This is a genomic window from Prosthecobacter fusiformis (genome assembly GCF_004364345.1).
GTDB classification, from domain to species: Bacteria; Verrucomicrobiota; Verrucomicrobiia; order Verrucomicrobiales; family Verrucomicrobiaceae; genus Prosthecobacter; species Prosthecobacter fusiformis.
The window spans coordinates 153,439-174,667 of the sequence record NZ_SOCA01000010.1 but is presented as its reverse complement, the minus strand read 5'-3'; the positions used below and the strand labels follow the sequence as shown (position 1 = coordinate 174,667).

Sequence of the window (21,229 nt, the reverse complement as noted above, 5' to 3'; positions counted from 1 at the left end):
GGGATCACCAAGTAATCCACTTGGGGAGTTCACGCGGGGCGATGACCAGCGTAATTTCGCCTTTGGGTGGCTTGGCACGGTAATGAGAAAGCACAATCCGGGCCGGACCGCGCTGGAATTCCTCAAACTTCTTTGTCAACTCGCGTGCTACGACCACGCGATGCTCAGGGGCCTGCTCAGCGATCATCGCCAGAGTATCCACAATCCGGTAGGGACTCTCAAAATAGACGCTTGTGGAGTCTCGGTTCAGCGCATGGGTTAATTCCGTATTGCGCTGCCCTTTTTTATGCGGGAGAAATCCACCAAAATAAAAGGGTGTGGTGGGCAGTCCGGAAGCGGCAAGCGCAGTTAAAACCGCACTGGGCCCAGGAATACCTTCCACCCGCAGACCTGCGCCGACGACAGCCTGAACAAGGCGCTGACCAGGATCTGAAACCGTAGGCATACCTGCATCGGAAATCAGCGCCACACTGCTGCCCTGTTGTAAATGAGCGATGATATCGGGAATCCGACGCGCTTCATTGTGCTCATTCAGGCTGATCAGGCGTGAGCGAATTCCATGATGGGAAAGCAGCCTCCCGGAGTGGCGGGTATCCTCACAGGCTATCGCGCTGACGGTCTTTAAAATATGCAAAGCCCGCAGGGTAATATCCGCCAGGTTGCCAATGGGTGTGCCGACTAAATAGAGCGCCGGCGGCAGGGAACTGGGCAAAAGGTCGGAGAGAGCCTCTTCATCCGTTTCAGCTTCGTCATCCCCCTTTGGCCCAATGTTTTCTTCAGACTCGAGAATGTCTTCCTCTGTGGCATCAACACCTAGATTTACCTCCGCCTGAGTGTCCACAGTATGGTCGGCGGCGGGAGATAATCCCCCGCCCTGTCCAAAATCTTCTGGGTCTGCCATTACCAGCCTTCGGTAATGTCTGATGCGACGTTCACGGACAAACGCTGAGCAGCATCCTCAAGAGCTTGAGCTTCAGAATTCTGGATGTTGGAATCCAAAATGGTATAAGAATCCGCCGAGGCGCGACCACGATGGATGATGGAACTGCTACCTGCATCCTTGATCTCATAATCCACACGCAGCGTCATCAAAAGCTGCGATGTGCGCAGGACGTTGTCACGATCCGCACGGAACTGTGAGCGGCTGACGTTGACGACCCGACCATCCAAAACTGCTTCAGCATCATCGATTGAGACAATCTCGTATCCGCCGCTGTTCTGAATTTGCTTGATGATGGCGTTTGTCACCAAAGAGCCAAGACGTGGCTCCAAAGTTTGGTTTTCAAAAGTCGGCACGGCCAGTTTAGTCACATGACTGAGGTGCGCAGGCTTTTGGTTACCCAGGCTATAGCCTGTACAACCTGTAAGCGTAACAACCAACCCAAGAGCACAGGCGAGGAGTGAGGTATTCATCCGGGAGAAAGATGGCGGTCGAAAAGGAGATCAGGGAGCTGGGGTAGGCTTCGGCGGCACAGGTAGCTGCGGCGGGATGCCGGGTGCTTCTGGCACTGGCAGCAGGGCTGGTTTCTCTTCCTGCACAGGCGGCAGGAGGCTGCCTCCAGTCGGTGCCATACCGGGGGTCAAAGGAAGAGTAGGCTCCTGGATGGGGATGGGCAGGAAGTTATCATCTCCAGTGCGCATCTTCGGCTTTTGACCGAGGCGAGTCAATTCAGGCGAAAGTGGACCAATGTAGTCATCGCGTGTTTTCAGATTGCGTGCACCTGGCACCGTGTAGTCCTGGTCAGGCTGGCCCTTTTTAGCATCTGCCACGGCTTCAGGATCTGCCGCAGCCAATTGTGCCAGCAATTCCCGCGCTTCATTTGAGGCTTCGGGCGAGCCATATTTGAGGGCTTCATTGAAGTAAATGGCAGCCGCCTTGGTTTTGCCCATGCGCTGATAAAACTTGCCAACGGAAAGGGACTGGGTGGCTTCAGCGGCGTTCACTTGCTGGAGGATCACTTCCGCCTCACCTGCACGATCCCCTTTCGGGTTCGTCGTCATATAAGTGGTCAAGGCATCACGAGTAGCGACGAGGTTGGATTTGTCCTCGCTGCGGCTGGCGGCCACGCTGCTGATGGAGCCGATACGGAACTGGGCTTCGCTGGCCTGCTTGGTATTCGGGTAGTTTTCTGCCACGGTCTGGTAGGCCAGCACGGAGCGGTCTTTTTCGCCGAGATCCTGATAAATTTCAGCAATGCTGAATTGAGCAAGCGGGGCAAGATTGCCGAAAGGAGCATTCTTGATGATTTGCTGATAAAGTTTGATGACATCCTCACCACCCATCTTGACTGGCAGGATAAGCATGGCGCGCTGTCTGCGTCCACCTCGGGCTTCTTCCGCCAGCTCATACTGCTGCTGGAGGGCATCATTGAAACGTGGACTGGAGCGATAGTCGTTGATGAATTTCTGGAAGGCATCGAATGCCGTTGTCACATCACTGTTAGCCCGGGTGATGAGAGCACTGGCATAAGCAGCTTCGGAAGCAGCGGTGGTGAAAGGGAACTGCTTCACGATGGCCAGGTATTGGCTCTGTGCGCGTCCGCTCTTGCCGTCATTCTGATCCTGGCGTGCAGCCATTAGCAGGGCAGTCGCCTGGGCCTCCTGAGCCTGACGTTCATCAGTACCTGGTGCTTCCTTCTGTTTCTTTTCAAACAACCCCAAAAAAGCATGGGCATTGCTGGGCAGAACGCACAACGAAACTGCCGCAAGGGCACAGGCGGACAGGCTGAGTCTGGAAATGGCAGGGTCTCTCATCGGAGCGGGATACTAAGGGAGTGTAAAGGACACGTCAAGCAGACCGAAGAACGCGTTTTGCGCTTTATTCGGAAATGATAATGGGAGGTGGAATGCGGATTTCAAGCCATTGGCTGCCGTGCGCAACCCTTGAAAGCTGCCGCTCGTCGTTCTTCAGGGCAGCCGGAATCACGGCAAAATCACCTGCCTTCAATTCCATTCCCTGGATTGTGAACCCGCCTTCGACAACAGCCACCGTGAGATTTTCCCCCGAATGGCCCAATTTTTCAGCATCGCCGAAGACGTGGCTGACATGGAAATCTTCACAGCTCACCAAGGCACCATTGGCCTGAGGGATTTGCATTTCGGGTTCGTGATCCTGAAAATCAATGCTGCGCATGGACTCCTCTATGTGCAAAGCCCTGGGTTTTCCATCCAGTCCTGTCCGATTCCAGTCAAAAACTCGGTAGGTTGTATCGCTGTTTTGCTGGATTTCGAAGATCACAAGCCCTGCGCCGATGGCATGAACACGACCACTGGGAAGAAACAGGCAGTCCCCTGCAACCGGCTCCATGGAATGCATCAAATCGGCCACCGTACCCTGCAAGAGCGAATCTTTAAACTGCTGCCTGGTCACTCCTGCCCGCAAGCCTGCATACAGGCGGGCTCCTTCCTGAGCCTGAGTAATGAACCACATCTCCGTCTTGGATTCGCCACCAAGCTCTTGCGCCACAGAGGCCGGCGGGTGCACCTGGATAGAAAGATCATCACAAGCATCCAAAATTTTCATCAGCAGTGGAAACCTGTCTGAGGGATGCAATTCAAGGGCTGAGCCAAACACAGGCACGCGATGCTGCTGCCAAAGTTCATTCAATGACATCCCAAGCTCACCGCCATCAGTGACGATGCTTTGGGCCTCCGGCCGGTCACTGATCTCCCAAGACTCGCCATAAGGCTGTTCTGCATCTGGCAAAGACCTGCCAAATAAGACTTCCAAATTCCGCCCCCCCCACACACGGGTCTGATAAATGGGGGCAAAGCGTAGCGGCCGGTTCCAAATCATGAGCCCCCTGTGCCACAGCCCAACCCAAAGGCGCAAGGCTAAGAATTGCCTATTTCTCTTTTGTGGAGATTTCTATCAATGAAACTTCCCACCTCCTACGTTGTTGCAGCGTGCCGTGGTGAAATTCCGCCACCGCATACTGACCGCTCCAGCTCACCAACTGATCCATCACCATGAAGTCACTGATTCTCCCTTCCGCTGTATTCTTTACCTGCATGATTTCCACAACGATGGCGCAGGGACCTCGTCCACGGCCGGGACAGGAAGAAACGACGGTGACGATTCCAAATCCCGCCGTCAGCCTGACCGAAGCCCAAGTAACCACGGTGCTGACACAATTGAAGGAGCTAGAAGGCCAGATCCTGGAAATGCGTGGCAGCACACTTTCCACGGTCATGGCCCGGCTGCGACAAGGCATGGCCAGTGACCAGGCTGCCATGAACCTGTATTTAGAATGCGACAAGATCGTTAACAGTGAACGCAAAGAAGCGGACAAGTCAGAAGCTCGCAAACGTCAGGAAGACATTGAAAAGAAAATGGACCGACGCCCAAAAGGCGGCGGTGGCGCGCCGGAAGAGACAGGGGACTTTGGGTTCGCCGTCAAACTTGGGCTGCAATACCTCATTCTCACCCTGGAAGCCCATGAGGCCAAAGATGAGGACTTCAATAAAATGATCCCGAAACTACAGGAGTATATCCAAACAGTGGTGGCGGCTGCACCCAAGCTCAAGGGCCGGGCCAGCGGTTACCTCAATAACGCACTAAGCCCCAGTAATCCCATCGTGGATGCCTTCAGCCTTAGCCGATACCTCAACCGCAAAGAATGGAGCACGCGCCCGATGGACATCGGCAGCATGTATACACAAACTCTTCTTCCCCTGGCGGAGCAGGAAAATAAGGAACTGCTGCCGGGCCTCTGGGATGCACGAATCACTGCCGAAGGAGTTTTCAGGAAGGAAAACATGTTTGCACCTGAATTCGAATTATGGACACGCAATGAACTGCCAACCATGCGCTGGCAGCGCGCCATGTATCTTTACCAAAAAGGCCCCTCCCCCATCAATGCACTGGCGGACATGCTCAAAGTCATCAAGGAAAATCAATCCCATGCTGACGCTCCAAAATGGGTCACTGAACTACGCCAGCTCGTCAACCATTCCGCCCCCACGCAGAAAAGCGAAAACTTGGATTCAGCTTCCAGTTCTGAACAATGATTTCCTGGCTGGCTAAGTTGCTGAACAGTTTTCACCACGCCATTCAAGGCATCTGGTACGCGCTGCGTACCCAGAGGAATATGCGCATCCACATGGCAGCAACCATCGCCAGTATCGTTCTCGGCCTATATCAAGGCCTGCATTCTTGGGAATGGTGTTGCCTCTGCATCACCATTGCCCTGGTTTGGATGGCTGAAATTTTCAACAGCGCCATGGAGTGCCTATGTGACAGGATCACGACAGAGGAAGACCCCCAGATTGCCAAAATCAAGGATATGTCAGCCGGAGCCGTGCTCATCATGGCACTCAGCGCCGTCGGCGTTGCGTTCATCATTTTCTGTTAGCGCGCGTTGTTTCGAAAAACGACACAACAAGTTTAACGCTTATAATTTCCATAAATCGTTCATTTTGAACAATGAATTTTTGAATAATCTAATTATTGGGTTATTAATGCGTTTAATAAATAATGCATACACCCACAATTTCCAGCTCCTCTCAGTCTTCTGATAGCCAAGATGACAGAAGAGAATTGGTGCGCTTCTCCTCCTTGGGGGTGGATATTTATGCTTACTTCATTCCGGCAGCTACAGGAACCGTCAGCCCAGTATTAATCGTCTCCCACGGTGCTGGTGAATTCAAAGAAAACTACTTGGAAATGGCAGGCCATTTGTCCAAGAGAGGCATTTCATGCCTTTTACTGGACATGCATGGCCATGGTGCCAGCGGGGGGCATCCATACCATGTACGAATAAAAGACTGGGTGGCAGATTTGCAGGCGGCTATTGATTATTTAGTGACCCGGAAAGATGTGGACCCGCAAAAAATCGGGGCTTTCGGTCTATCCTCTGGAGGCACCGCCATCTTGGAAGCTGCGGTTATCGAACCAAGGCTTCGGGCCTTGGTCGCTTTGGATGCCACGGTTATGAATACACTGCCCTGGTCCATCACCCTTTCAATGGGTTCCCTGTCATTTTTGGGATATCTGAAGCGATTGATAACCGGCAAGGACCTGCGCATCTCCATTGTGCAACTGCTCGAAGAAGTCGAACTGGCGTCCGATCCCGAAATCAATGCCCGCTTGAGGGTCGATCCAGGTAAGATTCGCGCCTTTCAAAATTTTCCCCTGCCTGGAGCAGCTGCGGCTTTCTTCGTGAATACCATCCGGCGCGTTGATCAAATAAAAGCAGCCACCCTGGTAATCTGGGGGGAGGATGACCATTTGGATCCTGTAAGCACAGCACATAAGCTGCACCAGACGCTGACATGTACAAAAGGACTCGAAATCGTCAAGGGAAACGGTCACGCCGGACATTTGGATCGGAACCGTCTGCGAGTTTTTGATCTGACCGCAGACTGGCTGATCAAACATATGGACTAGCTTTTTACCCGCGAGGCTCTATAATGTCGATGTATCACCATCATGCCTTCAATCTTAGGTAAAGAAGCTAAATCGATTGACCCTGTAGCCAAATGGAATCTCCTCTCCCCGTCTCTTAAGCGGTATGGGGCGGGATCGCTTTCTTATGCAACCTTACAGCAGGGCATGGAATATTTCATTCATGAGCTAGGCTACATTGCTTTCATCACGGCCACCCACCCAGTATTCGCCAGAAAGCCCAAGCGTATTATTTTAACGGATCCGGTCTGCGATCCCAGTGACCTCTCCGCTCTCATTACCGCATTTCTTCAGGAGTATCCCGCAGCGGTCTTTGGTGTGGTTTCAGAACACTGCGCGGGCATCCTTCGTCAGATCGGATTTAAGGTGAACTGTGTGGGCTACGAGCCCGAGTTGGCAGTCCAGACCTACAATACTCAGGGCAATTGGAAGGAGCTGGACATGATTAAACGCGCTCGCAACGAAGCGAAGCGCGAGGGCCTTACCATCCGTGAAGTAGATATTGCCACGGTGCCCATTGACCAGCTTCATGCCCTTTCCTCCAAATGGCTACAGGGAAAAAAAGTGAATGACCGGGAGATCTGGATCTACGCCCGCCGGCCCGTTTACCAGCACGAGCCAGATGTCAGGAAGTTTGTGGCCTTCGACAAAGCTGGAACGGCAGTCGGGTATGTTTTTTATGATCCCATGTATCGTGATGGGAAGGTCTATGGCTATTCCGCCAACATTGTCCGCTGTGACGAGGCCAAATATGGACGGCTGGCCACAACTGTTCACATGGTGGCCATGGAGACTTTTAAGACGGAAGGCATCGAAGTGCTGAACCTCCTGCTCTGCCCTTTCACAAACCTGGATAAAGGCATTTACGCAGACGACTTGATGACGAAATGGTTTTTCCAGATCAGCCAGCGTTTTGGTGGAGAAATCTATAATTTTAAAGGCCTGGCTTTTCACAAGTCCAAGTATCGCGGATACGAAAAGCCCGTTTACTATGCCTCCAACAGTGCCCTGCCCTCCAATGATGTCTATCTGGCCTTTCTCACGGCCGACATTGCGAAGAGTTACTTTGCCACGATGAAACTGCTGGGGATCGGCGTCATCAAGGAGCTTTACAAGCGCAAGCCAAAGCCCGCTAAAGCGGCTGTACCAACGGCTCAAAGCTGAACTCCAATATAGTACCTGATCGCGGCCGGGGCAGGTGGAGGGCTTATCCTTTAGAGGATCAGCATGCAGTCTCCATAGCTGAAGAATCGATAGCGTTCACGTATCGCCTCCTCGTAGGCACGCATGATCAACTCCCGGCCAGCAAAGGCACTGACTAGCATGATCAGCGTGGACTTTGGAAGGTGAAAGTTTGTCAGCATTGCACCGACTGCTTTGAACTGAAAACCAGGATAGATAAAAATATCCGTACTGCCGCTTTGAGCCACGATTTGGCCATTGTTATCCCGAGCCACTGTTTCCAAAGTACGCATCGCGGTGGTGCCGACTGCGACGACCCGCTGCGCATTTTGTACTGCGACCGCTGTCTCTGGAGGAACGACGTAGCATTCACGGTGCATGACATGCTCTTGAATATGATCCACCTTTACCGGTTGGAAGGTTCCCACCCCCACATGCAGAGTCACGAAGGCATGGGGCAGACCAGCCAATATTTCCGGGGTGAAGTGCAGTCCGGCAGTGGGGGCAGCAATGGCCCCAGCAGCCTGGGCAAACACCGTCTGATAGCGCTCTCGGTCTGCAGGCTGGTCATCACGTCCCATGTAGTGAGGCAATGCCAGATGTCCGTGAGCCTCCTCATCCACCACCCGATCCCACTGAATGATGCGCTCCCCATTTTCGAGTATTTCAATCACTGTTCCGGTAGCCTCTCCCACTTCCACGGTATGACCCACACGGAATCTTTTCCCAGGCTTCACCATGCATCGCCAGCGGGTTTCCGTTAATGGCTCCAGCCGCAGCACCTCACGGGATCCATCATTGGAAAAATAGCGTGCCGGCACAACCCGTGTGTTGTTCATGACCCACAAATCCCCTGCCCTGGCAAACTTCGGGAGGTCTGAAAACAGCCGATGCTCCAGTGTCCCCGTCTCCCGATGCACAACTAGCATCCGCGATGCTGCCCGATCTGGCAGCGGCTCGCTGGCGATGAGTTCAGGCGGGAGAGAGTAATCGAAATCAGATGTAAGCACGGTGGGGAGTGCAGATCTACGGGAGGCAGCCAGCGCAAGAAAGTGAAAAATGATCCTGCGGTCCTGAAGGCATCCGCTTGCCATAGAGGCATCCTGCTTCCAGGATAAGGGACTCATGCGCCTGCTCTCCCTCGCTCTATCTGCTATTGTGGCAATCCCACTCTTCGCTGTCGAAAAAGAGTTTACCCTTGTCCCTGCTCAGGAATGCCGTCCAAGGACTGGCCTGCCTCATTTCTTCACCAAAGCCGCCACACCAGGAGCGGAAGTTCGCATTGGTTATCTGGGTGGCAGCATCACCGCACAAAATGGCTGGCGTCCGAAAACTCTGGCCCACTTTCAGAAGACCTTTCCAGAGGCCAAATTCAGTGAGATCAATGCCGCTATCGGGGGCACAGGGTCGGATTTAGGCGTCTTTCGAGTTAAACAGGATGTTCTAGATCACAAACCGGATCTGCTGTTTGTCGAATTTGCCGTCAATGATGGCGGTGCATCACCCGATCAGATCTACCGCTGCATGGAAGGCATCGTCCGCCAGACGTGGCGCGCCTTGCCAGAGTGTGACATTTGCTTTGTCTATACGCTGACAGAGGCGCTGTACCCTGCCATGAAAGAGGGGAACTTCCAAAGATCAGCCAGCGCGATGGAAAAGATCGCCGACCACTACGGCATTCCTAGCATCCACATGGGTATGGAAGTGACCCGTCTGGCCAAAGAAGGCACCCTGGTCTGGCGGGGTCCTTTGCCGAAAACCGATGAAGAAAAGGCTCTTTACAAAGATAAAGTCGTCTTCTCCCGGGACAGTGTCCATCCTCATGTGGAGACTGGACATGAGCTCTATCTTGCAGCCATTGTTCGTTCACTGGACCCGATCAAAGCCGCTTCGAAAAGCACGGGGCAGCATGTGATCCCAGAACCTTTCATCGAAACTCATTATGAACGCGCCCAAATGCTGCCCATCACCCAAGCCAAGCTTTCTCCTGGCTTCATCGCCCTGGATGCAGTGACGGATCCCTTTGGCAAACGCTGGGCGAAGCGCATGAAAGCTCTACACAAAGGCAGCCAGCCTGGCGAAACGATCACTTTTAAATTCAAGGGTACTCGTTGTGCCATCTTTGACGTCATCGGACCAGACGGTGGACAGGTGATTGTCACCCTGGACAGCATGCCCCCGAAGATTGTTCCCCGGTTTGATGCCCACTGCACCTATCACAGACTCTCTACTATGCTCATCGGCAGCGGCCTGGAAGATACCGTCCACACGGTGAAGATCGAAATTCACCCGGAGCAGCCGGATAAAACGGCCATCCTGGCCATCAACAAAAACGTCATGGACAAGCCTGAACGTTATAACGCGACCACGATCTATCCTGGAGCCATTTTGCTCGTGGGCGAAATTATCCAGGAAGGCACCGAAAAGTAAGTCTCAAAAACTTGCATGACCATCCAGGATTTTGGAGCATGAGGAGACTAGACCGGGCGTAGCATGAAAGTGCCTGCATCCCCTTCTGTCATCACCGCCCAGATATCCCCCGGTATCCTGCTGGATGCTCGGCGCGCCTTGATCCACCCGGCGGAAGGTTGGATGGCAGTAACTGACCTGCATTACGGCTACGAAATCCATCGCAGCCGTCAGGGTGCCCTCCTGCCCGACTGGGGAATGAACCAGTGCCGGACCACACTGCTGGCCCTCATCCATGATCATCAGCCCCGAAGATTAATCTTGGTGGGGGATATCATGGATGGCAGCGGCTCAGTCGCGCAAACCGGTGCCTTTTTGGATGAATTGCGCAATCATGTCGCGGATCTGATCCTCATTGAGGGCAATCATGACCGGACAGCTTTAAAGAAAGGCTGGCCATTCCTCCGGTATCATCGTGAAGGCTCCTTTGTCTTTCATCATGGTCATCTGGACATAGCTCTGCCATCAATCTCACAACCCGCCCTTCGAGATGAGGTCGAAGAGACCTACATCACCGGGCATGAACACCCAGCGGTAACGCTGCGGGATGGTGCCGGACTGAAGCTGAAACTACCGGCATTCATCCAACAACGCACATCACACGACCGGCAGAACTGGGTTTTACCGGCCTTTTCTCCATGGGCAGCAGGAGGAGCTCACACCTCCCCAAATCATCCTCAGACCACGTGGGTATGTTCGCCAGGGCGCGTCTGGAAGCTGCGCTAGGAAGCGGGGACTAAACATCCTGGATGGCCAGCATCGCCAATTCCATCATTTCCCAAGCACGACGAAAATCCATCAGCTCCGCATGCAGATAGGCGAGCTCCAGTTTCATGTAGGCAGGGGCATCGGGCAGAGCCACCACCTTTTCAGCTGTAGCCCTGGCCCCCTTGAGATCTCCAGATGCGCGCTTCGCATAATACAGTTCAATCCCTGAACGCATATCGCTAGAATTGAATACAAAAATCCGCTCCAGCCTCTGAATACTATTGGATTCTATGCGCATAGGCCGGTCCTGACGCTTCATGAACTTGCTTGCTACAAAGTATGCCTCTTCATAACGCCCCTCTAGCGCCAGTTCTGCACACATCGTACGCCAGCCATAAGACTGTAGGCTGGGATTCTCTTCCAGCAATTGCACTAATGCATGCCTGTCGCCCTTCTGATGCCACTGTCGCATGAGCAAACGTAAATCTTTGGACTCCAAGATTTCCAGCTTGGGATGTGCCTCCAAAAACTTAGCCAAGTATTTCTCCCAATCCTCCCCTTTGCGTGTGTACATGAGGAAGGTGAGCTGCATCTCCGTACTTTCCGCCAATCCCCAAAGTGGCGGCTTCAATTCAGGAAAAACCATCGCCTTGCCTAACATACTGGCATAGGTCTGTTTCATGAGGGCAGGGTCGATGGATCGGCGGCGTAAACACTCACGCCAGGGGATCATTGCCAGCTCCGGCACAAATCCCAACCAGTATTCCCCTTCCTTATAGCAGGTATTTGCATAACGTGGCTCTAAAGCGCGTGAACGTCCAAAGTCCAGCAATGCACGTTCAGGTTCCTGCCGGAGCAGCAGCAGCAACTGAGCCCGCAAATAGTATAGCTTATAGTCCAGCGGAGCTATCTGGATGGTGCGATTGCTCAACATCAGGGCCTCACGGTAACGCCCGCCTTTAACTTCAGTGGAGATACGATCTCGCAAAACCCGGTTCGCAGTCGGCACTTCAGGCGTCCAGCGGCTGGTGCCAATACCCCACCACATGATTCCGACCGCGATGACGGCAACTCCGGCAAGTCTGAACGCCCATGCTTGAATCCACCCGCCCGGTACTTTTAACCGGCGTGGGCGTATGGACAAGCCCAGCAACAAAGCCGTGCTTAGCCCATAACCCACCCCATGATTGGGCACATCAAAAATAGAGTGAACTAAGGCCATAGCAGCGGCAATAGCCGCGGCCTGCCGAAGTCTGCGACCGGGTCTCTCATGACTTTTTTCATGAATTGCCTGCCCCCAGCCTCCCGTTGAGCGGCCGATCCAGAAAAGCAGCACCACACAAGGCACAGTCGCTAGCAGTCCTCCCTCGAAAAGCAGAAGGAGCAGATCGCTCTCAGGATGCATAAACCTGTATCTGGACATTTCCATGTTGGAGACCAATGGAAAGACCGGGACAAAGGTGTCGAACCCCTGCCCGAGAAGAGGTCGCGTCGTTACCAACGCCAGCGTTTCTTTAGCCAGATCAAATCTCAGGGAAGAAGTCAGCGGAGATACCTGCTGCTCAAACATCATCGCCCTCAAACGTGATCCTAATCTGCCACTGGAAACGGTGGCCACCGAAGCCACGACGAGGAGGACAGCGGCTCCGACAGCGATCTTCCGGACAAACCCTTTCTTCATTGCCACCGTCGTCACCCAGGCAATCAACCCCATAAACAGGAGCCCGAGCCCCCCTCTGGAAGTATTCACAAAAATACTCGAAAAAGGCACCCAGAATAAAATCGCGAAAAACCAACTGAGCTTAGAGCGCCGCCTATATGCATCGTAGGCTGATGCAGCACAGAGAATGGTGCTGATCGCGCTCAGGCTAGATGAATGATTGCGGTTGGAAAATGGACCAAACCTGTCTCCATAATTAGGTTCACCATCAGACCACCAGGCAATCGATCCTGATGAATAATCGATCCATGAAAGGGCGGCAACCAATGCGCCGCCAAAAGCTAACGTATAAATGCACCAGCGGCGGCCATCATCCGAGCCTTTCTGCCCCAGGCATGTCCATAACCAAAGCAGCATCACCATCATCACCAACCAGCACTCAAACGTACCATGGGGATCAGGCGAAAGTGTCTGCGGCAGATATAAGCTCCAGGATTCTGTTAGCTTGCTACGCCAATCCGCAGGCCCACCGAACCAGGAAACGGGGAGCAAGCCCAAGAGTGGGACCGCCATTACCATCAACAAACTTAGGGACGCAATTTTAGGCAGCCTAGCTTTCGGCGGAGCACAGATCATTGCCAGCCCGGCCATGCAACTAATGACGCCTAAAGACCAAGTGCTGCGTCCCGCACCCAGCAAAATCCCGGTGATGACAACACAAGCCAGCAAGACCATCTTCCAGACTGGCGCGACATCGGGTTCAATTGTTGGCGTTTCATGCCTGCTGGATTTCTTCCTGGTAGATACCAGCGGTCCAGGCGTGCGATCTTCAGAATCTTGAGGAGGCGTAGGAATAGCAGAAGACATCAGATTAATCAGTCACTCGAAAATTCATTGTCATAACAGCGATACTCACGCCCCTGTTTTTACTGGACGCAGCTGACCGAGCAGTGAGGGTAATGCCTCCCAGCGCTCCAGACACCGCTCTAGAACCGTCACCAGCTCATCTGCGCGGCGCTGCCACTCTCCTTCTTCATATTCCTCGGTGGGCCGGTATAGTATACAGAAGCTTCCATCAGACAAATATACCTTCACAGGCAGGGATTGCTTACTCTCTGGCGGCAGAAAACCCATCCACTTCAGTCGCTGGCTGAATACATCTTCAAATTCAATGAGTGAGTTACAAAGTTCAATATCAAAGTCCAGCACCCGCGCATGAGCCCTAGTATGCTCCAGCCTATGTCGGCGCTGCATAGCCAGATCCATTTGCTGACGTAAATTCGACCAACTACGCACATATCCCAAATAGCGCGCCGCGCCGATCGCCAGCAAAAACAATACAGCCCCGGCTACAGGTAAAGCCACCCCCTTCGTCAACAAGATGCTGATGCCAACCAAGCTCAGCACAACACAAACCGAATACATGGCCACCAGCGCGCGCCCTTTACTATAGCCCAGCAGAATCAGCCGATGATGGATATGCTCCGCATCCGCGCGAAAGATAGGCACACCACGGATCGCGCGACGAAGAATCGCAAAGGCCGTATCCAAAATCGGAACACCAAGTGCAATCACGATCACTAAAAGCGCAGCGATGATAGACCCTTTGTTTGAACATTTTAAAGAGACCGACGCAATGAAAAAACCGATGAGATAAGCCCCGCCATCTCCAAGAAAAATCTTTGCAGGTGGAAAGTTGAAGAACAAAAAACCTGACAGTGCCCCAGCCATAATGACCGAGACGATCATGACATCCTGGAATCCGGCTACAAAACCGACAAAAGCCAGTGTCAGAGACAAAAACAAACCGAACCCTCCCGCAAGTCCATCCATCCCGTCTATTAAGTTGATAATATTTGGGATCGCCACCAGCCAGAGCAGCGTCAGCGGCAGGCTCCACCATCCAAGTTGTAGGCCACCATCACCAAATGGGTTACTCAATACATCAATGGAAAGCCCTGAAGAGTAAAGAATAAGGGCCGCACCAATCTGCCCCACCAACTTCACCCTCGCCCCTAAGGGCTTAAGATCATCAGCTATTCCCACAGAAAAGATGAGAGCATTGCATAAAATGAGCGGCAGCCAGCCGTCAAATGTCACCTCTCCAAGCCAAAATGCGGCAACAATGCCCAGCATCAAGGTCAGATAAATAGGCGCACCTCCCAACCGAGGAACTGGATTCTCATGCAGTTTCCTCCGGCCATCTGGAGCATCCATTCCCAAGTTTCCTTTGTAACTGATGATCAGTTTTGTCCCCGCGTAAGTCACCAGCAAAGCGCCTGAATAAAACAGTAGAACCGCTAGCCAGTTAAATAGCAGCGGCTGGCGGGGCCCCATAAATTCAGAGGACTCGACTGCTCCCATAAGAAAGCCCATCATTACATTCATCGTCATCATTTCACCACGCTTGCAGCTTCAATCACTTGGATCAGCCGGGAACGCAAGACTTCCATGGAATACTTCAGCGCGAGCTCCTGCGCCCTGACAGACGGCACTGACTGTTCTCGCTGCGACATTATTTTTAGAATTTTCACCACTGCGGGTACATCCCCATGATCCGCTCTGAAAGTTTCTCCACGGGGAAGCCTGTCAGCAAGATCGCTCAAATGACTTTCTACAGGTCCAATAGCCAGGAAAGGAATGCCCAGAGTGAGGATATTGTAAATTTTACATGGATGCACGATTCCGACAAACGCCTCCCCTAGTACCACAGAATGCAAGTCTGCCGCCGACAATGAACCGGCCAAACGATCCATGGGTTGGTAAGGCAAGGTCGTGATATTTTCCAAATGATGCCGTTCGCGATATAGCTTCACTTTTTCAAATTCACTGCCTCCGCCGACAAAGAGAAAATGAACATGTCCATCCTCCCGCAATTCCTTCGCGGCCTCCAGCAATGTGTCCAGAGGATGGCAAGGGCTGTGATTCCCAGAATACATTACAATGAACTTCCCGCTCAACCCATGCTGTGCGCGAAAATCCTCCCTGGCTAGCGCATCATATCGCACCTTCTCATCATGCGACCAAGGTGGATCTGTGTGGATGACCTCCGCAGGCACTCCCTTAGCCATCAGCCTGGCAGCCATAAAACGATCCAGTGCCACAATACGTGCCGCGCGTCTAAACCCCCAGTTCTGAAGACCGCTTAAAATACGTTCAGCCAATCCCCCGGCACGCAACCAGCCTGCTGCAACAGCTTCATCAGGATTCAAATCCATCACCCAGGGAACCACCTCCCCCCCCTTGAATAATGCTACAATACTGCCTAACGTAGAAATCAGAGGCGGCGATGTTAGGCACACTGTCACATCAAATCGCTGCAAGCGCAGGAGGATGAGCGTGGCACTCAACCAAAAACACGCAAAATCCACCAGGCGGCGCCACTTTGCCGTTTTCCCCAAGCCTGGGGTCCAAATCCGGTGAATTTGAATTCCCTGCCAGCTTTCATGACTTGCGTATCTGTTCTGCGGATTGTCGTAACCGCGCGATGATGCCACGACCGTCACATCATGCCCGGCACCTTTCAATCCTAATGCAAGGTCAGTGAGATGCTGCGCCGTCGCGACATGGTCAGGGTAAAAGCACTGGTTCAGCAGTAAAACGCGCATTTGGTTAGGCTATCCCCATTCGTCTCCGGCTCCGGATTCCCCAGACATCCCGCGCCATCCTCCAAGAATCCCTGATCAAACTCACCTTTCCCCCTGGTATCTCAGTCCAGTCGATAGGCACCTCCTCTACCGCACAACCATCATCGATTAGTGCCACCATCAGCTCAACATCAAACGCAAACCCGTGGATTCGCAGAGATTCGGCCACCGCCGCAAACGCCTTAGCTGGCACAAGTTTCAATCCACATTGCGAATCATACACAGGAACGTCCAACATTTCAGAAACCAGTGTCGCGTAAATCCGGCCTAACAAATGCCGCTTCAACAGCCGATCCACTTTTTTGCCGAGCATTTTCACCCGTGAAGCAAACAGCGCCTTTTTTGCGGTCTCCTGCTTTTTCGCCAGTTTCACCAACCTAATCACTTCATGGACAGGACATGCCCCATCCGCATCCACGAAAGCCAGCCATTCAGCCGCCCCCGCACGTGACCATCCTGCATAAACCGCCCCCCCCTTCCCCAAGTTATCAGATAGCATCAAAGGCTCGCTAAGACACGGAAACCGCTCACTCCAGCCTATGATCAGCTCCCGCATCAACCCCTGCTCCTCATTCCCAGATCCATCCTCAACAACTAACACATCAACTCCACCTAGCCGCTGCATTTCAGCGCACAGCTCTGGCAGGAATCCCCCGATTCTCGCACTTTCACGATAACACGGGATAACTAGATGGACTGTCGTCATGCCGGTTTTCCCGTCCGCTTTGCCTCCATGATCTTCAGGCGGATTTCTTGGAAATAGCGACGCTTAAGTTCAGCAAATCGAAATCCCAACCGGCCATCCAAAAAACCCCTCATAGCCCAAAGCGATATCCCCCAATAAAGCCATGCCAGCCACCACCGCCCCAAACACTGGTATTTAAACCGCTGCCTGCCCGTCAGGTTCTTCCATTCATCCTCACCTGCTGATTGAAGCCACAAATAACGGTTAGCCTCCCACGATGAATACTCATTATGTCTGGAAAGGTAATGCTTCAAACCTCGATAGTCCTGATGCTCCAGGCGCACTTTCATTTCACCTGTCGTTCCATCCAATACCGGATGCTCATGCACTTCCATGTCAAGATGGCACCATGAATCTTCCTCAAACCGCTCATACTCCCCTGCCCCCACTTTAAACAAGGACAACTTATGAAACACATCACCATGCCGCAAAGGCACCCCCATGAACCAATTGTTAAATGTGATCCAAAAACCAACATGCGTAGTATTGCGTAGTGTGTCCTTCAGTTCCGCCACAAAAGACGGGTTCATCCGCTCATCTGCATCCAGAAAAAGTATCCATGGATGTTTAAACCGGTGATTTTGGAGTGCCCAGTTCCTCTTCTTCGGAAACTTGCCATTCCACTCGAACTGCAAAACCGTAGCCCCAGCCTCACGCGCCAGCCTCACCGTCGCATCCTTGCTACCAGAATCCACCACCACCACCTCATCAAATTCCGCCAGCGCAGCTAGGCATGCCGCAAGATTTACCTCCTCATTCTTAACAGGAATACAAACAGAAACAGGAAGCCCCATCATCACGCTTTGCCTATAGGTTTTTGTGCAACCACCATCATCGTCATGGCCAACGCCGGTATACGCCCCAACCGACGGATTTTCAGTACATTAAAGCCTGCTTCCTGCAACAGCGTAGTAATTGAATTTCGTGACCAAAACTTGATGTGCCCATGATCCCAAAGAGCTGTGAAATGCTTGTCCATATCTCCAGTCAAAGCCAGCGCGAGATTCTTCAGATACCCGTGATAAGGCGTGCTTAATATAAAGCGCCCCCCAGGCTCCAGCATATCATAAACTCGTCTTACCACAGTTCGCGGGTCGTAGACATGTTCGATGACCTCCAACGAATAGACCATCGGAAACACACCAAATCGAGAGGCCAAATCTTCATAGCCGGATCCTGTTTCAATTTTCAAAAGCGGGTTGCTCAGCTTGGCCTTTTCAATACCCGTCACTGATGGATCACAACCAGTCACAGAATAACCTGCTTCAGCCACCTTGGAAGCAACGCTACCATTTCCGCATCCTAGATCAAACACGGATTTAGTCCCACTGCAGGCACCAAGTTCTTGAAGCAAAGCAGGCACAAGCAAGGAGTGCATATGACCGCATTTACTGTTTTGATAAGAATATCCGTCGATAGTTACTCCTTCACTCATAGACTCAAATCGTTCTGACCCATTTTCCTCTGTTTAATCAGTTTTGCCGGATTCCCAGCAACGACACACCATTCCGGCACATCCTTCACAACCACGCTGCAAGCCCCGACCACCGCCCCATCAGCTACGGATACACCAGGGCCAATAAAGGCATCTGCGCAGATCCATACCGCAGAACCAACAGTGATCGGCGACTTGATCAAAGGCATGGCCGGATCCTTGTAATCATGAGTCCCCGCACAGAGATGAACTCTCTGCGAAATAGTTACCCTCTCACCAATGCTGACCTTGCCCAGATTATACACCAAAGCCCATTCTCCGATAGAAGACCAGTCTCCAATCACCAAATTCCAGGGATAATAGACATGTGAAGAAGGATATAAGTGCACATGCTTTCCCACCCTGGCACCAAACAACCGCAACCACCATCTACGAAACCCAAAGCATGGCCGCGGACTAAACCGAAACACCCACATTCCGATCATCCACGCGATACGCAGCCCAATTTCCCCAAAGCCATACTTTGTTGAAGCTCTATTTTTCTTAATGTCCGGCAGTGCCATAAATTAAGTTTGGAACCTTTATATCAGACCACCACACACGAAGGAACAGTCCCACCATGAACCATCCATTCATAAACCTCTTTCATTTTAGACCCCACTTCCGACCACGTAAATTGGCTTTCTACTAACTGTCTCCCTCGGCGTCCCATTTCAAAAAGTTCCTCATCGGTCATAGCCATCAGTTTCAATAGCCCATTGCTAAGACTAGCCACCTCAGGATTAGCCTCGATCGCCGCCCCTACCGCAAATCCCTCTGGCAGATTGCACATCGGGGTCATAACCACAGGCTTTCCATAAGCCCAAGCTTCAAGGACCGACATCGGGAGCCCCTCGCTGAAAGAAGGAAGTACAAAAGCATCACATTCGCGCAAACAGAGATCTTTACCCGTCCCAAATTGCGGTCCGCGAAATCGGACTGAACTTAAAACCGAATCCTTCGATTCATCATTTTCGGAAAAAAATAACCCCAGTTCAATGGCAAGCTGCTCTAGCTCCTCTGCATGTCCCAACTCATCCCAACCAGCAATCTCAAGCACCCAGCCTTGTCCCCATTGAGAATCCTTCACAGAGCTCCAAGCACGGAGCAAATTCATCAGACCTTTCTTCGGATGCAAGCGCCCTAGAAACAGCAATTTTTTTTGGGAGGAAGAAACTAGATCCGAAAAATTAGACAAATGAAGTAAGGGAAGATCAATCGCATTAGGGATGACACAAATTGGATTTGTGAGTCCTAATCCCCTCATTGCATCTAACTCAGAAAAACACAAAGCTCTCAGGCAAGTCGCTTGGCGTAAATGAGTCCGCTCAAAAAGCGCTAGGGCCACCCTTTTCTTCCAAGCAGAGTTCGCCAAAGCCCATGGATCCAACATCCCATGAGGATGAATAATCACCGGACAACCACTCCTTTTAGTCCAGCAAGAAGACACCCATGATAGATAGCTCCATAACCCATGAATGCTGATTAAATCTGGAGGATGCAAATTCAAATGCTGCCTGATTCCTGGGGAATATCTCCATTGATGCGGGCCCTTTGCCGAGAAAGAAAATACTTCAATCGGTAGCCATGACGATAGATCAGTTTGAGTGTGCTCATCCTCCAGTGTTAGGACATCCACCTGAACTCCAGTCCCTTTCAAAGCCTGCATCAGACATCTCACGCTCGTATGTAATCCACCCGCTTTTCTGGATATACTACCAATGAGACAAGTCACCTTCATTATTGAAGTTTCGTTAGCCCCCCGAGTAAAAGATAATCAAGATACCAGCCATGACGGGGCCCATGTCTAACAGCCGCCTCTGCAGCATTCAACAATCCATCTGCAAAACGCTCAGGTCCACAATTCGCAATAATATCTCGGCTAGCCTGTCCCATCTCATGTAAAGTCAAAACAGACTTAGATGAAATCATCTTCATCTTGTTGGCGATTTCCTCAATATTCCAGGGATCAAAAATAAAACCATTCACACCTTCTTGCACTAAATCAGGCGCACACCCACAGCGATTGGAGACTAGTACCGGCAGTCCGCAAGCCATCGCCTCATTCACTACCAATCCCCACTGCTCGGAGGTACTTGCATGAATGAAAGTTGAGGCACTTTTATAATACTGAGGAAGTTCACCGTACTGCTTGAAGCCCGGAAGTTTAACAAACGCCTGCAATCCTAGAGAAAACACCAATTTCTCTAATTGATCACGTATTGCCCCATCACCAAGCAAGATCAAATTCCATGGATCTTGACTTCCATCGCCCTCCAAGCATAAGTTGCGATAACGTGCAAACGCCTGGATCAATCTCGGTAAATTTTTCTTTGTAACAAATCGCGCACTCGCAAGAAAAGAGGGCACCGTGGCCGATTCGCCAGCCTCTATAGAAGACGTGAGTACTCCCCTCACAAAATAATCATTATCAACAGCATCGTAGCCGAGAAAAATACGGCTTTCAGCCATCCCAAGCGCGCGAAGATAACTAAGATGGGAACTTCCGCCAACCAAACCTGCACTAGATAGAGACACAATTCGTCTCTTCAGAGTTTCTTTCAGCAACCTTCGCGGCTCGTCATGCGCAGTGCTCTCAGACATCAGCACTGATGGAATTTGATTCCTCAAACACCATTGTAGCGCTGCCAAAGACTCTTTAGTCCCCCACCCAGGAATGGCAACTACATCTGGATTCAATGAATCCAAGGTGCGCCACAACACCTCGCGAAATTCAGAAAATGCCACAGTTGAACGATCCACTGTTTTGAATATTTGATGCCATCCCGTCTCAGGCAGATCGCATCGATTCCAAGCGTAAGTAGAACTTTTCGAATAAAACTCCACCGCCTGAATATCCGAGAACTTACCAGCAGCAGAAAGCCGCGCAATGTGATATGGACCAAAATGATCAAATAGAAGAGCGACTCTCATGAAC

20 protein-coding genes are annotated in these 21,229 nt (G+C 51.9%); 6 read left to right on the top strand and 14 right to left on the bottom strand.

Annotation, left to right across the window (positions count from 1 at the left end):
- Positions 1-4 precede the first annotated feature (4 nt).
- From rsmI to EI77_RS20050, 4 genes are all read right to left on the bottom strand, one after another.
- Positions 5-901: a 16S rRNA (cytidine(1402)-2'-O)-methyltransferase gene (rsmI, locus tag EI77_RS20065; protein ID WP_133797091.1), complete on the bottom strand. Its 897-nt coding sequence runs from the start codon at positions 899-901 to the stop codon at positions 5-7.
- The gene (lptE, locus tag EI77_RS20060) at positions 901-1,413 is read right to left on the bottom strand and encodes an LPS assembly lipoprotein LptE (RefSeq protein ID WP_133797090.1); all 513 of its coding nucleotides are present in this window, start codon (positions 1,411-1,413) and stop codon (positions 901-903) included. The genes rsmI and lptE overlap by 1 nt, the downstream gene beginning before the upstream one ends.
- A gap of 30 nt (positions 1,414-1,443) precedes the next feature.
- Entirely contained in the window at positions 1,444-2,754 is a 1,311-nt protein-coding gene (locus tag EI77_RS20055) for a tetratricopeptide repeat protein (protein ID WP_133797089.1), read from the bottom strand.
- A gap of 64 nt (positions 2,755-2,818) precedes the next feature.
- Positions 2,819-3,796, bottom strand: coding sequence for a type I phosphomannose isomerase catalytic subunit (locus EI77_RS20050; protein ID WP_133797088.1), 978 nt, complete (start codon positions 3,794-3,796; stop codon positions 2,819-2,821).
- Positions 3,797-3,969: 173 nt separating this feature from the next.
- Here EI77_RS20050 and EI77_RS20045 point away from each other — a divergent pair, with 173 nt between their 5' ends.
- The 4 genes from EI77_RS20045 (at position 3,970) to EI77_RS20030 (ending at position 7,570) form a co-directional block, all read left to right on the top strand.
- The gene (locus EI77_RS20045) at positions 3,970-5,010 is read left to right on the top strand and encodes a hypothetical protein (protein WP_133797087.1); all 1,041 of its coding nucleotides are present in this window, start codon (positions 3,970-3,972) and stop codon (positions 5,008-5,010) included.
- The gene (locus tag EI77_RS20040; RefSeq protein WP_133797086.1) at positions 5,007-5,354 is read left to right on the top strand and encodes a diacylglycerol kinase family protein; all 348 of its coding nucleotides are present in this window, start codon (positions 5,007-5,009) and stop codon (positions 5,352-5,354) included. The genes EI77_RS20045 and EI77_RS20040 overlap by 4 nt, the downstream gene beginning before the upstream one ends.
- 122 nt (positions 5,355-5,476) lie before the next feature.
- The gene (locus EI77_RS20035) at positions 5,477-6,388 is read left to right on the top strand and encodes an alpha/beta hydrolase (protein WP_133797085.1); all 912 of its coding nucleotides are present in this window, start codon (positions 5,477-5,479) and stop codon (positions 6,386-6,388) included.
- A gap of 42 nt (positions 6,389-6,430) precedes the next feature.
- The gene (locus EI77_RS20030; RefSeq protein ID WP_133797084.1) at positions 6,431-7,570 is read left to right on the top strand and encodes a DUF2156 domain-containing protein; all 1,140 of its coding nucleotides are present in this window, start codon (positions 6,431-6,433) and stop codon (positions 7,568-7,570) included.
- A gap of 50 nt (positions 7,571-7,620) precedes the next feature.
- Here EI77_RS20030 and queA read toward each other — a convergent pair whose 3' ends face one another.
- Positions 7,621-8,598 (bottom strand): tRNA preQ1(34) S-adenosylmethionine ribosyltransferase-isomerase QueA, encoded by a 978-nt coding sequence (gene queA, locus EI77_RS20025; RefSeq protein WP_243838953.1) that lies wholly within the window; start codon positions 8,596-8,598, stop codon positions 7,621-7,623.
- Positions 8,599-8,713: 115 nt separating this feature from the next.
- Here queA and EI77_RS20020 point away from each other — a divergent pair, with 115 nt between their 5' ends.
- Both EI77_RS20020 and EI77_RS20015 read left to right on the top strand, forming a co-directional pair.
- Positions 8,714-10,018, top strand: a complete 1,305-nt coding sequence (locus EI77_RS20020; protein WP_133797083.1) for an SGNH/GDSL hydrolase family protein — start codon at positions 8,714-8,716, stop codon at positions 10,016-10,018.
- Between the two features lie 63 nt (positions 10,019-10,081).
- Positions 10,082-10,783 carry a metallophosphoesterase gene (locus EI77_RS20015; protein WP_133797082.1) on the top strand — a complete coding sequence of 234 codons (702 nt, stop codon included), beginning with the start codon at positions 10,082-10,084 and terminating at the stop codon, positions 10,781-10,783.
- A gap of 10 nt (positions 10,784-10,793) precedes the next feature.
- On the opposite strand, the gene EI77_RS20010 is transcribed toward EI77_RS20015, so the two are convergent.
- The 9 genes from EI77_RS20010 to EI77_RS19970 are packed head-to-tail and all read right to left on the bottom strand — an operon-like array spanning position 10,794 to position 21,225.
- Positions 10,794-13,292, bottom strand: a complete 2,499-nt coding sequence (locus EI77_RS20010) for an O-antigen ligase family protein (protein ID WP_133797081.1) — start codon at positions 13,290-13,292, stop codon at positions 10,794-10,796.
- Positions 13,293-13,337: 45 nt separating this feature from the next.
- Entirely contained in the window at positions 13,338-14,822 is a 1,485-nt protein-coding gene (locus EI77_RS20005) for an MraY family glycosyltransferase (RefSeq protein ID WP_133797080.1), read from the bottom strand.
- The gene (locus EI77_RS20000; protein ID WP_133797079.1) at positions 14,819-16,033 is read right to left on the bottom strand and encodes a glycosyltransferase family 4 protein; all 1,215 of its coding nucleotides are present in this window, start codon (positions 16,031-16,033) and stop codon (positions 14,819-14,821) included. Before EI77_RS20000 ends, EI77_RS20005 begins: the two co-directional genes overlap by 4 nt.
- 4 nt (positions 16,034-16,037) lie before the next feature.
- Positions 16,038-16,778 (bottom strand): glycosyltransferase, encoded by a 741-nt coding sequence (locus tag EI77_RS19995; protein ID WP_133797078.1) that lies wholly within the window; start codon positions 16,776-16,778, stop codon positions 16,038-16,040.
- Positions 16,775-17,614 carry a glycosyltransferase family 2 protein gene (locus EI77_RS19990; protein ID WP_133797077.1) on the bottom strand — a complete coding sequence of 280 codons (840 nt, stop codon included), beginning with the start codon at positions 17,612-17,614 and terminating at the stop codon, positions 16,775-16,777. Before EI77_RS19990 ends, EI77_RS19995 begins: the two co-directional genes overlap by 4 nt.
- Positions 17,614-18,252, bottom strand: a complete 639-nt coding sequence (locus tag EI77_RS19985; RefSeq protein WP_133797076.1) for a class I SAM-dependent methyltransferase — start codon at positions 18,250-18,252, stop codon at positions 17,614-17,616. Before EI77_RS19985 ends, EI77_RS19990 begins: the two co-directional genes overlap by 1 nt.
- The gene (locus tag EI77_RS19980) at positions 18,249-18,815 is read right to left on the bottom strand and encodes an LbetaH domain-containing protein (protein ID WP_133797075.1); all 567 of its coding nucleotides are present in this window, start codon (positions 18,813-18,815) and stop codon (positions 18,249-18,251) included. The genes EI77_RS19985 and EI77_RS19980 overlap by 4 nt, the downstream gene beginning before the upstream one ends.
- 23 nt (positions 18,816-18,838) lie before the next feature.
- The gene (locus EI77_RS19975; protein WP_133797074.1) at positions 18,839-20,032 is read right to left on the bottom strand and encodes a glycosyltransferase; all 1,194 of its coding nucleotides are present in this window, start codon (positions 20,030-20,032) and stop codon (positions 18,839-18,841) included.
- The gene (locus tag EI77_RS19970) at positions 20,032-21,225 is read right to left on the bottom strand and encodes a glycosyltransferase (RefSeq protein ID WP_133797073.1); all 1,194 of its coding nucleotides are present in this window, start codon (positions 21,223-21,225) and stop codon (positions 20,032-20,034) included. The genes EI77_RS19975 and EI77_RS19970 overlap by 1 nt, the downstream gene beginning before the upstream one ends.
- Positions 21,226-21,229: the final 4 nt, after the last annotated feature.

What these genes read in the sequence shown, in the direction of transcription:
- EI77_RS19995 (WP_133797078.1), bottom strand. Translation starts at nt 16,778, where the DNA reads ATGACGACAGTCCATCTAGTTATCCCGTGTTATCGTGAAAGTGCGAGA.
- EI77_RS20040 (WP_133797086.1), top strand. Translation starts at nt 5,007, where the DNA reads ATGATTTCCTGGCTGGCTAAGTTGCTGAACAGTTTTCACCACGCCATT.
- EI77_RS20020 (WP_133797083.1), top strand. Translation starts at nt 8,714, where the DNA reads ATGCGCCTGCTCTCCCTCGCTCTATCTGCTATTGTGGCAATCCCACTC.
- EI77_RS19980 (WP_133797075.1), bottom strand. Translation starts at nt 18,815, where the DNA reads ATGGCACTGCCGGACATTAAGAAAAATAGAGCTTCAACAAAGTATGGC.
- EI77_RS20035 (WP_133797085.1), top strand. Translation starts at nt 5,477, where the DNA reads ATGCATACACCCACAATTTCCAGCTCCTCTCAGTCTTCTGATAGCCAA.
- EI77_RS20005 (WP_133797080.1), bottom strand. Translation starts at nt 14,822, where the DNA reads ATGATGACGATGAATGTAATGATGGGCTTTCTTATGGGAGCAGTCGAG.
- EI77_RS19990 (WP_133797077.1), bottom strand. Translation starts at nt 17,614, where the DNA reads ATGATGGGGCTTCCTGTTTCTGTTTGTATTCCTGTTAAGAATGAGGAG.
- EI77_RS19970 (WP_133797073.1), bottom strand. Translation starts at nt 21,225, where the DNA reads ATGAGAGTCGCTCTTCTATTTGATCATTTTGGTCCATATCACATTGCG.
- lptE (WP_133797090.1), bottom strand. Translation starts at nt 1,413, where the DNA reads ATGAATACCTCACTCCTCGCCTGTGCTCTTGGGTTGGTTGTTACGCTT.
- EI77_RS20030 (WP_133797084.1), top strand. Translation starts at nt 6,431, where the DNA reads ATGCCTTCAATCTTAGGTAAAGAAGCTAAATCGATTGACCCTGTAGCC.
- EI77_RS20000 (WP_133797079.1), bottom strand. Translation starts at nt 16,033, where the DNA reads ATGCGCGTTTTACTGCTGAACCAGTGCTTTTACCCTGACCATGTCGCG.
- EI77_RS20050 (WP_133797088.1), bottom strand. Translation starts at nt 3,796, where the DNA reads ATGATTTGGAACCGGCCGCTACGCTTTGCCCCCATTTATCAGACCCGT.
- EI77_RS20045 (WP_133797087.1), top strand. Translation starts at nt 3,970, where the DNA reads ATGAAGTCACTGATTCTCCCTTCCGCTGTATTCTTTACCTGCATGATT.
- EI77_RS19975 (WP_133797074.1), bottom strand. Translation starts at nt 20,032, where the DNA reads ATGAAGGTGACTTGTCTCATTGGTAGTATATCCAGAAAAGCGGGTGGA.
- EI77_RS20015 (WP_133797082.1), top strand. Translation starts at nt 10,082, where the DNA reads ATGAAAGTGCCTGCATCCCCTTCTGTCATCACCGCCCAGATATCCCCC.
- EI77_RS20055 (WP_133797089.1), bottom strand. Translation starts at nt 2,754, where the DNA reads ATGAGAGACCCTGCCATTTCCAGACTCAGCCTGTCCGCCTGTGCCCTT.
- EI77_RS19985 (WP_133797076.1), bottom strand. Translation starts at nt 18,252, where the DNA reads ATGAGTGAAGGAGTAACTATCGACGGATATTCTTATCAAAACAGTAAA.
- EI77_RS20010 (WP_133797081.1), bottom strand. Translation starts at nt 13,292, where the DNA reads ATGTCTTCTGCTATTCCTACGCCTCCTCAAGATTCTGAAGATCGCACG.
- rsmI (WP_133797091.1), bottom strand. Translation starts at nt 901, where the DNA reads ATGGCAGACCCAGAAGATTTTGGACAGGGCGGGGGATTATCTCCCGCC.